Source organism: Roseivirga spongicola, from assembly GCF_034376045.1.
In the GTDB taxonomy this organism is placed as follows: domain Bacteria; phylum Bacteroidota; class Bacteroidia; order Cytophagales; family Cyclobacteriaceae; genus Roseivirga; species Roseivirga spongicola.
Genome location: NZ_CP139724.1, coordinates 4293960 through 4306546, shown reverse-complemented (window position 1 = coordinate 4306546; position 12587 = coordinate 4293960). Strand labels below are relative to the sequence as shown.

Below are 12587 nucleotides of genomic sequence, written 5' to 3'. Positions count from 1 at the left end.
CAATTCGATCAAAATTAAGTGAGCAGCTTCTTAACTATGCTGAAGTGCTTGAAAGGAGCATACCTGAAGGGCAGATCTATCCAAGTTGGCGATTTTACAATCGAACGTTGATGTGAGAAAACCTCAAAGCTATACTTGCCATGATAATGCCCCATTCCGCTATTGCCAACTCCTCCAAACGGTAGTTTGTGGTTAGAAATATGCATAATAGTATCATTGATACATGCCCCACCAGAGGTGTTAGCATTTAGCATTTGCTTGGCTTTTGAACTCGCCCCGAAAAAGTAATAGGCCAATGGTTTTTCTTTAGCATTGACTAAATCAATCGCCTCCTGAATATCTGTGAATGATAAAATGGGCAAAATAGGTCCGAATATTTCATCCTCCATTATCGGTGCTGAAATATCAATATTGTCCAACAATGTTGGGCTAATGAACTTGTCTTCTCTGTCCGTTTTTCCGCCATAAACAACTCTGCCTTGGTTGAGATACCCTGAAACTCTATCGAAAGCCTCTTGAGTAACCATTCGTGGCAGCCAGTCACTTTCTTGTGGGGTTTTTCCAAATGTTTCTTCCCAATAATGAATTATTCTGTTTTGCAATTCTTCTTTTACATCGGTATGAACTAGTAAATAGTCTGGGGCTATGCAGGTTTGCCCGAGGTTAATGGTTTTTCCCCAAGCAATGCGTTTTGCCGCAATGTCTATATTGGCATCTTTGTCTACAATACAAGGGCTTTTTCCTCCAAGCTCTAGCACAACAGGAGTAAGATGTTCTGAAGCAGCTTTCATGACTATTTTGCCAAGCCTCGGACTGCCAGTGAAGAAGATTTTATCGAACTTATGAGAGAGTAACTCTTGGTTGGCTTCTTTCCCGCCATGAACCATAGTTACATGCTCCGTATCGAATGCCTCCTCAATTATTTTCTCCATCACCGCATTGGTATGAATACAGAATTCGGAAGGTTTAAGCATAACGCAGTTGCCAGCTGATATTGCACCAACCAAAGGATTCATCAAAAGCTGAAAAGGATAGTTCCAGGGGGCAATAATCATGACCACACCCAGAGGCTCATGTTTTAAATGACTAGAGGATGGGAGTAAGTATAAAGGTGTCGAAACTCTTTTGGTTTTCGACCACTTTCTTAGGTACTTAATGTGGTGATCAATCTCCTTAATGACGAGGCCAATTTCAGTAAGCAGTGTTTCTTCTTCAGACTTTCTTAGGTCTTTGTAGAGGGCTTCATAGATACTAGACTCATTCGAAAGAATGGCTTTTTTGAATCGTTTTAAGTTCGATATTCTAGAGTCAACCGACTTGGCTGATCCTGTTTTATAATGTTTCTGAAGCTTTGAAACCTTACGGTCGATTAGCTCTTTTGAAGTTGCTTCCATACGAACAGTTTTCACCACTTGGCTTAAGTTAATAATATTTGTGAGAGCTGTCTTTCCTGATACTCCCTGAATTATTACTACCTTCTGATTTAATTTCAATTCGTTACATGCAAAGGAACAGACTTTTCGTATCTGGAGTTTTTATTGTTTTGGCTCTCTTTGTTATTATTCACTTTCTACTCAATACTGAAATTAAGGTAGAGTTCGAAACTTATTTTAAGCCGGAATACTATCTGAAATTTTCTGCCATTCTAATTGCATTTACATTACTTAATGCCGGTATTTTGCTTCTGAAAGGTTTACCTAAGGCTAATTTAATGTTGGCAATCTTCGGCTACATGCTGGTTTTAGAAATTCTCTTCGACCTCATAGGAATCACCTTGCCGAATATCTCAACCATAGCTACGGTGGTTTTGCTCACTGCTGCAATCCCTGCCTTGTGGATTGCCCATTCTAATTTATTCGACACACAGAAGTTGTCTTATAAGGGCTTGGTTATAAGTCTATTAATTGGAGCTGTTGAAAGCCTAATTCCTATTTGGCTTTAATCTTTTGCCCGTCTTTTTTGACCTATCTTCAAAGACTCTATTAAAATATTTATTTGTTCTACAAGAATAGAGATAATATATTTGTTCTATGTTTGTAGATATTAATTATGAAAGGAAAAGGTAATTATATCGGTGAGTTAGAAGAGCTGGTGCTTCTGCTGGTGGGTATTTTGAATGATGATGCCTATGCTGTTTCTGTTCTTCAAGAAATGAAAGATCAAACTGGAAGGGAGCTGAATATTAGTGCCATACATGCCGTGCTTAATCGCTTGGAAGAAAAAGGATGGCTGTCTTCTAATATGGGAGGAGCAACAGAAGAAAGAGGAGGAAGAAGGAAACGATTTTACCAACTCACGGCATCAGGTAAGCAAATGCTCGATGAGGTGAAATCTCAAAGAGATCAATTGTACGGTCAGCTTCCGGTAGGTGTGTCTTATTCTTTTTCATCATGAAAAAGAAGCCTGTAAAATCTCCACCCAAATGGGCAGATAGGTTTTTGGCTTGGTACTGCAACCCTAAACTGTTAGAGCAGATTCAGGGCGATGTTCACGAGCTCTATCATTGGAGAATCAAAGAAAAAGGAGAGAGCAAAGCCAGGCGGTCATTTATCTGGGATGTTCTTCGCCTCTTCAAATGGTCAAATATTAAACGGTCAAATAAATCTCAAAATCGAAACAACATGGGAATCTTTAAAAACTATTTCAAAATAGGGCTGCGCAATTTATGGAAGCAGCGCATGCCTAGTGCTATCAATATTATCGGACTTTCACTGGCCATAGGTTGCTCTATTGTAGCTTTTAAGTTTGTAGAGTACAACTACGTGAAAGACGATTTTCACGAAAATAAAGACGATCTCTTTCTGGTAACTCACTGGGAAGAATTAGAATCTAACAAGGGTCGAAATGGTGGGACAGATAACCAGTTAGTCGGAGAAATTCTTAAGTCTGTTCCGGGAATCAAGGCGTCAACCAGATACAATTATCGACAACCTGAAGTACGCTACGGGAATAAGACCAAGTATGAAGCAGCACTCTTTGTGGATGAAGCCTTTATGGACATGTTTTCCTTCGATTTACTCTATGGAAACCCCAACACGCTTTATAATGAGGGTGAGATAATCATAGATGAAAGCACTTCAATTAGTCTATTTGGTGATGCCAACCCGGTTGGTGAAAAAGTGGATCTAAAGATTCGTGAAAATTGGAAGACCTTTACCATTGGTGCGGTTTATCGCGATAAGCCAAACAACTCTAGTATTCAGATTAATATGCTTGTCAACTATGTTCACTACGAGCAAGAATTTAGAGACCGAGCTACATGGAATACGAATTTCTTTATTCAGCGTGAAGATGGCGTTGAGCCCGCCAGTCTGCTTAGTGCAATGGATCAGCTTTTGCCAGTCTATAACAAGAATAACGAAGAGTATGCCATCACATACTTTGAGCTAGAGCCATTATCTACTATGGCCAATAATTCATATGAAATGATGAATGGTGTTGGTTCTGGGCCAAATATGGCTCCAATTATTACACTTTCAGCTATTGGAGTTTTTATGCTTATTCTTTCCACCCTCAACTACGTTAATATTTCTCTAGCCATGATTATGAAAAGGCTGAAGGAGATCGGGATCAGAAAGGTAATTGGTAGCAAGAGAAAGCAGTTGGTCACTCAGTTTTTGATTGAAAATTTTCTGCTTTGCAGCTTTTCCATGTTTCTAGGTGCCTTGCTGGCTCATTCATTTTTCTTACCAGGCTTTAATGAAATAGCAGGTGGAGACTTTAAGCTAGACTTATGGAGCCATCTAAATTTTTGGTATTTTCTCATTGGATTGCTCTTGTTTATCACTCTGGCGTCAGGCCTGTATCCAGCTGTGGTAGCTTCTTCTTACAAGCCGATTTCCATTCTTAGAAAAGCCACTCAAAAGAGTGGTAGAAGGTGGCTTAGTAATATTTTCCTCACCTTCCAGATGATTCTGGCCATGATTACCGTGGTAACGGCCATCATGTTTGTGCACACCAATAGAGTCAATGAAAGCATGGACTGGGGCTACGATCAGTACAATAAACTTGTGATGGGAATTCCGGGTGAGGTGTATCTTGATGCATATAGAGATGTGCTAGAGGCTGAGCCAAATATTGCGAGATATGCGGGCACCAGGTCGAATATTGGTCAAGATTTGAACGGAGTTCAGTTTAAAAATGGTGAAGTAAAATCTTATGCTGAGCTTTTTCAGGTTGGGAGAAATTACCCAGAGCTTTTAGGCTTGAGTTTGGTGGCCGGCAGAATGTTCGATCCAAGTTTGGAAAGCGACTTGGATAGGAAACTGGTGGTGAACGAATCTTTTTTAGAGCAGTATCAGCTTGAGTTTAATGCCGATGGAATTCAGATTCTTCAAGATTCTGTGGAGTATACCATTATTGGGGTGGTTGAAGATTATCATTATATGGACCCAGGGCAGAAAATTAGAGGGGCCGCTTTGAAAGCGATTCCTGCCAACGAGTTTACTTCTTATCTGGTGGAAATGAATGAGGGTAATATTTTCGATCAAAGAGATAAGCTACAATCACAGCTTCAAGAATTGGTTGAAGAAAAAACAGTTTACGTGGGAATCCAGGAGTTGATTTTTGAAGGCTTTTATGAAGAAATGAAGGGCATTAGAAACATAATGTTGTTTACGGCATCAGTTTCAATTCTTCTGGCAGCAATGGGACTTTATGGGTTGGTAAGCATCAACGTATCGAGTCAAATCAAAGACTTTGGTATTCGAAAAGTATTGGGCGCTTCAGGTATGAATTTGACATCTACCGTAGTGAAGAAATTCAGGTTTGTGTTGCTCTTTGCTATACTCATCGGCTGTCCTGTCGCAGTACTATTGGTCGATATGCTGATTAACGACATCTATGCTTATGCTCCAAATATAGGGGCGGGGCCTTTGAGTATTGCGGTACTAATTTTATTGCTGGTGACCTTCTTTACACTGAACCTGCAAATCCGAAGAGTGAAGAGAATGAATCCTGCTCAGACCTTACGCACAGAATAATTGAATAAAGCCTTCTCTTTTATTGAAGAGGAGGCTATAAACTGCTCCAAAGGTAGAATACCAGATAGGCTTCCCAACCGGAAAAATCTTCGAAAAACCTTTCCATCGATTTGATGTCTTTTCTGTCGTCAATGATGCCTAGGTTAAAGAGCGCCTGACTCAACCCAGTATCTCCATAGGGGACTGCCTCTGGCTGATTCAAGGCTTTCATTAGCGTATAATTGGCCGACCAAACCCCAATGCCTTTTATTGAGGTGAGCAGATTTTGTCTTTCTTCGAAGGTCGGGAGTGAAAGTAGTTTCTTCCTGCTGATTTCTCCTGAGCTAAAAGCCTCAGCTACATTTTTAAGGTACTTGAGTTTGCTGCGCGAAAATTGTTGAGTGCTATGCAAATATACTTCATCAATTTCCATCATGGCTTCAGGGCTAGGGAAGTGGTGAAGTTCTATTCCATTCCACTGCACCTTGGTTCCGTAATGCTCGACAAGCCGCCTTTTTAGTTTGTGTGCAAAAGTGAGATTAATCTGTTGGCCAATAATGCTCCAGCAAATGGCTTCAAAAACATCAGGGATTCCAACAATTCGCAAACCATGCAATTGCTCAGGCAGATGAGCTAAACGATTATCCTTTTGAAGAAGCTGATAGAACGGAGTGAGGTCTTTATTTAGATCGAACCAGTTTTGAACGTAATGAGTCAGATAGGAAATCTCTGTCTCTTTCATTTCATGTTCTGTTTCCACAAGAATATGATCAGCACTTTCTGATATTACTAAAGTAATGTAATTTCCGCCAACATTGATCAGCCTGTAGATTCTTTGATGCTCTAGTCTGTAAAGAATTTCATCTTCCGACCGGTAGAGCGCATTAAAGCACTTTTCATAACTGAAAGGCTCGGTGTAGCTAATTTGGAATGATTTGGCCATTGCCCTGATTGTATGAAGTTTCATTAGCAATGTACAAAACAGGTGTAAATACGGTGTCTTCCAGTATACGAAACCTGTAACTTTTGGAATCTTTTAGAGGGGCAAAGGCCTCTCATCAAATCAATTTCCAACTAAACAAAAACACATGCCTTGGTTAATTCCCAATCGATCGATTAAAAAAGACACGCTTGCTGGTAAGGCGGCAAAGCTCATGTTGGCTGCTGATACTTCAGCAGAAGAAAAAATCTATTACAAATATGTAGATACTCCCGACTTCTCATACGGACTATGGAAACATAAAGCGGGTGGTAGTATAGCCACTTTTGACACTAAGCCAACCGAGAAAGTAGCAATTATAGGTGCTGGTTTGGCTGGTCTTTCTTCGGCTTATGAGTTACTGAAATGCGGAGTGGAAGTTTCGCTTTTTGAAGCTAGTGATAGAATTGGCGGTCGCTTGTATAGCAAGAAATTCTCCAAATCAGATCCTGAAATAGCGGAGCTCGGTGCCATGAGATTTCCTCCTTCCGAAGAGCTATTGTTCGATTATTTCAATCAGTTCAAGATTGCCACTACTCCTGATTTTCCAGATCCGCTAACGGTCAATACGCTCATTAGCTACAAGAACAATACTTACAATGTGCCTGCTAATGGAGATATTCCGGCTGAGTTCGATACGGTTCATGCAGGGTGGAATGACTTCGCTGAAAACGGAGCCACCATTGAGTATACCGACCATACAGGAACTCAAAAAAAGGTGACTTTAGCGGCTCCTAATGATATTGCAGATGCCTTAATGATTGATGCAGATGGAAATCCGAAAAGCACCAAAGTTGATCCAGTGGAGGCTTGGAAAAGCTACATGGAGGTATTTCTGAATAAGAGTCTGTTTGATGGATTAGTAACCATTTTCAACGGATCAAATCCTCCAGGAGGTAAAGCTTGGAATTATCCTGAAGACTACGAGCGATTCGCGTCTTTGGGAACCGGTTTTGGTGGCTTCGGTCCATTGTATCAGGTAGGTTTCTTAGAGATCATGAGGTTGATCACTAACGGGCTTGAAGTAGGTCAGGTTTTCGTTCCGAAAGGCATTGAAACGGTGGCGCATAGACTTTATAGTGAAGAAGTGGTATTGCCAGATGGCACAACAGCTAAGGTGTCAGATAATACAACCAGAAACTGTCCAATTGGAGGGGTATATAAGTCTGGTGATAAGATTGTGGTGTTAGACAAATCGGGCAAACAAGTACCTGGTTCTCCTTTCGATAGAGTTATTGTGGCCACTACTCAACGCTCTATGGAGATCGATTCGAATCTCGGTTTATTCGATCCATTTACTTTGCCGGAGGTTGGTAACGTAGAACCGACTATGCCGACAGAAGTGGCTCAGTCAATTCGAGATATTCATATTATGAATTCATCGAAGGTATTTATTCGAACCAAAGACAAGTTCTGGACCAGTTTGAAAGAAGGTACGAGATGTATTTTGAGCGACTCGCTTTCTGCTAACCTTTATACGCTGGATTATGGCGGGGACTATGGTGTAGTGTTGGTAAGCTATGTTTGGGGCGATCAGTCTATCAAGCAGATTTCTTTCCAGAACCCAAAAGAGAGATTGGCCATGTTGAAGGAGGCTTTGGCGCCTTTCGCTCCTGATTTTATCGAGCATTTGAATCCTTTGAATGACGATTACGATCAGAATGTACAGTTTATAGACTGGGAATTGAAGCCACATTACTATGGTGCTTTCAAGTTGACAAGACCAGGGCAAGACCATTATGTGCAGTCGGCCTTCTTCCATTATTTGGAGAAATCAGACTCAAATGCTGGTCAGGTGTATTTGGCTGGAGATTCTATTTCCTGGACAGGAGGCTGGACAGAAGGAGCCTTGCAGACAGGAATGAATGCAGCTTGCTCACTGATTCAATCAATAGGAGGGACATTGAATTCCCCAGGTTATAACCCTATGGTCAGCATCAAGCCAGATTTATATGATTATAATCAAGCGAATGGCTAAAGTCATTCGAGACATATAGTATATGAATTAGCACCTGACCGCCTTTGTGGTCAGGTGTTTTTATTCTTCTGATTCGAAGTTGTTTTGGGTTGAAGGAAGTTCCAGTACCTCACTAGCTTCTATAGCCTCAATAGTACCCACATCTTTTAGCTTTCTACTCATCATATTGGTTCTGGTTAAACGGAGATCATTCAAAGATTTTGAAGCCGTATTGAGCTGCTTATCAACCTTGTCCAGTTGCTCAGAGAATTTGTTGAACTCAGTTTTAACCGCCTCTAGAATCTTCCAGACTTCACTGCTTCTCTTTTGAACAGCCAAGGTTCGAAAGCCCATCTGTAAACTATTGAGTAGTGCAGAAAGTGTGGTTGGCCCAGTAATGGTAATTCTATACTGACGTTGAAGCTTCTCAAATAAGCCAGGATGGCGCAATACTTCAGCATAGAGGCTTTCCACAGGCAAGAACATAATAGCAAAATCTGTGGTATGCGGAGGGTCTAGATATTTGTCGCTTATGTCTTTCGCAAAACTCTCCACAGATTTTAAAAGTAGTTTTTGAGATCCCTCAACTTTGGTTTTGTCTCCCTCTTCATAGGCGTCTAGTAGCAACTGATAGTTCTCTATTGGGAACTTGGAATCCACTGGCATCCATACGTCTTCATCGCTTTCTTTGCCTGGTAATTTGATGGCGAACTCAACATGAGCCTGACTCCCTTTTTTGGTTGGTACATTCTTAGCATACTGGTCAATGGTGAGCAACTGTTCGAGAATGTTCTCAAGTTGATATTCTCCCAAAACACCTCTAGTCTTTACATTAGAAAGTACCTTTTTTAGATCACCAACTCCGGTAGCCAATGTCTGCATTTCTCCCAAGCCTTTATGAACTTGTTCCAATCGTTCACTTACCTGTTTGAATGATTCTCCCAATCGTTTTTCAAGGGTGGTTTGCAGCTTCTCATCAACAGTTTTCCTCATTTCTGTCAACTGCTGTGAATTATCTTCTCGAATGGCTTTTAACTGTTTTTCAATTGTTTCTTTGACTTCCTTTATGCTCTCGGTCGACTGTCTATTGAGCTCTGTCTGTTGCTTGCTGAAATCGCTGAATTTCTGACGAATCAACTCATTCAGCTCTTTATTATTGGTGCTATTGATTTCGGAAAACGACCTAAGATTTCTACTTAGTTCTTCTCTATTTTCTTTAGCGGCCTGACCACTTTCGAGCCTATTCCTTTGAAGTTCGTCTTTAACGGACTTCTCATTTTTATCTAGAGATGCATCGAACTTAATGATGGCGTTTTCAATGCTTTTTAGTCTTTCATTTTGACCACTTTTATCCGACTTCTTTCTGAAGTGCAGGGCTATATTGATAATAGAAAGAACGATTAGGCCGATCAGTAATTCTTCAGTCATTGCTTAGTGTTTAGGGGGATCTATATTATTGAGATTTATCTCAATGTAAACATTCGACTCCTAGTTCATTGTCAAACTAATGAAGAAGATTGTTTTTTGAAGTTGGAAGCTTCAACCTTAAAGCAAAAGACTAGAAATCTGAATTCTGAAACCTGTAGTCTTTCTTACCTCACATTAAAGCTCGCCTGCCCAATTTCATAGTTGTCGGCCCAGATAATGATTTTATGATCTCCAACCTCAAAGTCAGAACCTTTATCGTATACGAAGCTCAGTTCTTGTTTTGAGTTATCGAACACAATTTGTTGCATAGAGGTGTAGAATTGCTCGCGACCATCAATCTTGAAAGAGCCAGAGCCACGAGCCACATCGAACACTACATTGCCAGCAGGGTCAACTACTTGAATCATTATTTTGTGTCCTCCAGCAGGAGCTACTTCGTTTTCAGCAAGGTTGAAAGTCACTTTCACTTTCTGCGCTTGGCGTTGTCTAAAGTCACCTTCACGTTCTCTACCTCTGCTATTTACATTGAACACCTGAATGTTTTCAGCCTGTAACTTTGCAGCAAGATTAATGCGTTGTTGAAGTTGCTCTTGTTTTTGTTCGGCCTCATTGATTGTCTTATTCAGAACGTTTTGCTCTTCTTTTAGCGTATTGTTTTCGTCCAACAGTTGCGTATTGAGCTCTTTCAGTTCGGCAATCTCATCGTCTTTAGCAATTAGCAATTCTTCATAGCCAGTTACTTTTCTATCTAGTCTCTGAATCAAGGCTTTATTGGCCATTCTAGTTCTTTGGAGCTGGTCTCTTTCAGAGGTGATAGAGTCTTTCAGGGTAACTAAAGAGTCAATGTTTCCTCCTAGTCGGGCAATTTCTGAGATACGGTCACTTAATTGACCTGAAATACTGTCGAGTTTGGTTGTCAGCTGAGTTCTGGTTGCATCATATTCAGCTTGTAAGGCTTCTTTGGCTTGATGATCAGTGTAAATTTTGTAAGCAGAACCTAATACAATAATTGCTATTGCAGCGATTAGTATAATTCTAATCTGATCTCTTTTGCTTTTTCCCGATGATGCCTCACTCATGCTTTCCCTAAATTTGAATCAACTTTTTAACGACCTTGCGGTTAATTATTGGGCGAATTAGCTAAACTTTTTTAAAATATTCAATTTGAGCGGGATGGATGATCAAATAGTGTTAGAAGAAAACTACTGGACGGAACGTTATGGAAAGGGAGAAACTGGCTGGGATATTGGCCATGTTTCTACACCGATTAAGGAATATGTCGATCAATTGGAGGATAAAGAACTTAAGATTCTTATTCCAGGGGCTGGAAATGCCCATGAAGCGGAATACTTATGGAATAATGGCTTCAAAAATGTATGGGTGCTCGATATCTCCAAACCTCCATTGAAGCACTTGCAAGAAAGGGTTCCTGAGTTTCCATCTTCTCAACTAATTCATGCAGACTTTTTCGACCATAAGGGAGAATATGATCTTATTATTGAACAGACTTTCTTTTGTGCTTTACCACCAAGGCTGAGGAACGATTATTTGAACAAAATTGCTGAACTCTTAAAACCTGAAGGTAAGTTGGTTGGTCTGCTATTTCAAATTCCTTTAAATGATAATAAGCCACCTTTTGGAGGAAGTAGAGAAGAATACCTCAACCTGTTTGAGAAATCATTTCAGAACATCAATATGGAGACAGCTTATAATAGTATTCCTCCAAGGCAAGGGAGTGAGTTGTTCATAAAAATGTTCAAAGTTTAAAGTTCTAGGTTCAATGTGATTTGACACCCTTAGATCCCCTAAAGGGGACTTAAAATATCAACGTTAGTTGTTTTTAGCACACTCTTGATAATGCGGATAAGGCAGTCACCCTTCTCAACCTCTCAACCTCACAACTTCAAAACCTCAGGACATAATCTCCACGGGTGAGCTTAGGGTCGAAAAATAGCAGGCCACCTTCAAAAAGGTCGATAGAAACAATGACCTCTGGTCGGCTTTTAATCTCAGTCCAGGCTTGGTTCATTTCTTTCGACCAATGAATGTCGTCCAGAACAATTAGGCTGCTCTCATTACATTTGACTAGAATGGTTTCGTAATAGCGTAGAGTTGGCTCATATCTGTGGTTGGCATCAATATATGCCATGTCAATTCGGTCGATAGAATTAATCTCAGAAGCTAGAGTCTTATCAATATCGCCTTCGATTAGTCGGATATTGTGTTTTCCTAAATCTGAAAAGGTTTTTCTAGCCTTAGTTGATAAGGATGGGTCGCCTTCAAAAGTTGTGATTTTAGAATTTTCCACTTCACTTAAATAGAGCGTATTCAGACCTAGTGAAGTGCCAAGCTCCACTATATTCTTCAACTCTAAGTGTTCGGCAAGTGACTTTAGTAAGGCGGAGAATTTAGGTGGAGTGCTTGAGTTTTTTGCGATCTCTGAGACCGTTCGTTGATTGCCTGATTTAACTCTTGAACCTGCACCAAAGTCGACTAATTCAATAGGGGTTTGGTCAGTCAAGAAGTTATTTCTTAGTTCTTCTATTTTCGGATTTACTGATCGAGAGGCAGTTTTAATGACATTGTTGTATAGGTCAAAAACAAACGGAGAATGAAGCGAGTGCTCATCTGCCTGAAGCAACCAATATTTTAGAAATGCTAGAACCTGAAACAAAATGGAGTAAAAATTAGCTCGAAATTAATGAATTGGCACCTGAATGGCTATTAAGCAAACGCTCAATAAATCAACTTTTGACCCCTGAACTTCCCGAGACATCGGGAGGGTGACCGAAAGAGATCCGTTTCTGAATGACAAAAGTCCCCTTCAAGAGATTTAGGGGTAGAAAATATTAATAGGCTGTGAAAACTTAATTAAGTAAGAATGGAACCACCATGTTGAATTCAGGAATCTTGACTTCGAACTCACGTCCGTCAGCTATTTTCTCCATTAAATAGGTACCATACATTTTGCCAAAGCCAGATCGAAGGTTGCAACCCGAGACATATTCATGTTTTTCACCAGGTTCTAATATTGGCTGTTGACCTACAACGCCTTCACCTTCTACTTCGCGAACGGTGTTGTTCGCATCGTGAATAAACCAGTGCCTACGATGAAGTTTGATGGTAAAGTCACCGTTGTTTTCTATGGTGATGCGGTAAGTAAAGACAAAGTGCAACTGCCCAGGACTGGAGTACTCCGGTTGATAGGTGGTTTCTACACAAACCTTTATGCCTTTTGTTGTTGCAGTTACAATCATTGCTT

The 12587-nt window shown here is 40.4% G+C and carries 11 protein-coding genes; 5 read left to right on the top strand and 6 right to left on the bottom strand.

Going from position 1 to position 12587, the window contains the following annotated elements; all coding sequences use genetic code 11:
- Window positions 1-14: 14 nt before the first annotated feature.
- Window positions 15-1409, bottom strand: a complete 1395-nt coding sequence (locus T7867_RS18870) for an aldehyde dehydrogenase (protein ID WP_262501403.1) — start codon at window positions 1407-1409, stop codon at window positions 15-17.
- A gap of 92 nt (window positions 1410-1501) precedes the next feature.
- On the opposite strand from T7867_RS18870, the gene T7867_RS18865 reads away from it, so the two are divergent.
- The 3 genes from T7867_RS18865 (at window position 1502) to T7867_RS18855 (ending at window position 4982) form a co-directional block, all read left to right on the top strand.
- Window positions 1502-1942, top strand: a complete 441-nt coding sequence (locus T7867_RS18865) for a hypothetical protein (protein ID WP_068220587.1) — start codon at window positions 1502-1504, stop codon at window positions 1940-1942.
- Between the two features lie 107 nt (window positions 1943-2049).
- Complete coding sequence (locus T7867_RS18860) at window positions 2050-2394, top strand: PadR family transcriptional regulator (protein WP_068220590.1); 345 nt, start codon at window positions 2050-2052, stop codon at window positions 2392-2394.
- Window positions 2391-4982: an ABC transporter permease gene (locus T7867_RS18855; RefSeq protein ID WP_068220593.1), complete on the top strand. Its 2592-nt coding sequence runs from the start codon at window positions 2391-2393 to the stop codon at window positions 4980-4982. The genes T7867_RS18860 and T7867_RS18855 overlap by 4 nt, the downstream gene beginning before the upstream one ends.
- Before the next feature lie 34 nt (window positions 4983-5016).
- On the opposite strand, the gene T7867_RS18850 is transcribed toward T7867_RS18855, so the two are convergent.
- Entirely contained in the window at window positions 5017-5928 is a 912-nt protein-coding gene (locus T7867_RS18850; protein WP_084375656.1) for a DNA-3-methyladenine glycosylase family protein, read from the bottom strand.
- 121 nt (window positions 5929-6049) lie between these two features.
- On the opposite strand from T7867_RS18850, the gene T7867_RS18845 reads away from it, so the two are divergent.
- Window positions 6050-7918, top strand: a complete 1869-nt coding sequence (locus T7867_RS18845) for a flavin monoamine oxidase family protein (RefSeq protein WP_068220596.1) — start codon at window positions 6050-6052, stop codon at window positions 7916-7918.
- Between the two features lie 60 nt (window positions 7919-7978).
- On the opposite strand, the gene T7867_RS18840 is transcribed toward T7867_RS18845, so the two are convergent.
- Both T7867_RS18840 and T7867_RS18835 read right to left on the bottom strand, forming a co-directional pair.
- Window positions 7979-9325, bottom strand: coding sequence for a DNA recombination protein RmuC (locus T7867_RS18840; RefSeq protein ID WP_068220600.1), 1347 nt, complete (start codon window positions 9323-9325; stop codon window positions 7979-7981).
- A 164-nt stretch (window positions 9326-9489) separates the two neighbouring features.
- Window positions 9490-10404 carry a hypothetical protein gene (locus T7867_RS18835; RefSeq protein WP_068220602.1) on the bottom strand — a complete coding sequence of 305 codons (915 nt, stop codon included), beginning with the start codon at window positions 10402-10404 and terminating at the stop codon, window positions 9490-9492.
- A 94-nt stretch (window positions 10405-10498) separates the two neighbouring features.
- On the opposite strand from T7867_RS18835, the gene T7867_RS18830 reads away from it, so the two are divergent.
- The gene (locus T7867_RS18830) at window positions 10499-11092 is read left to right on the top strand and encodes a methyltransferase domain-containing protein (RefSeq protein WP_068220606.1); all 594 of its coding nucleotides are present in this window, start codon (window positions 10499-10501) and stop codon (window positions 11090-11092) included.
- A 136-nt stretch (window positions 11093-11228) separates the two neighbouring features.
- On the opposite strand, the gene T7867_RS18825 is transcribed toward T7867_RS18830, so the two are convergent.
- Together T7867_RS18825 and apaG are read right to left on the bottom strand one after the other, a co-directional pair.
- Window positions 11229-11999, bottom strand: coding sequence for an O-methyltransferase (locus tag T7867_RS18825; RefSeq protein WP_157717612.1), 771 nt, complete (start codon window positions 11997-11999; stop codon window positions 11229-11231).
- Between the two features lie 193 nt (window positions 12000-12192).
- Window positions 12193-12582, bottom strand: coding sequence for a Co2+/Mg2+ efflux protein ApaG (apaG, locus tag T7867_RS18820; RefSeq protein WP_394364968.1), 390 nt, complete (start codon window positions 12580-12582; stop codon window positions 12193-12195).
- Between the last annotated feature and the right edge of the window lie 5 nt (window positions 12583-12587).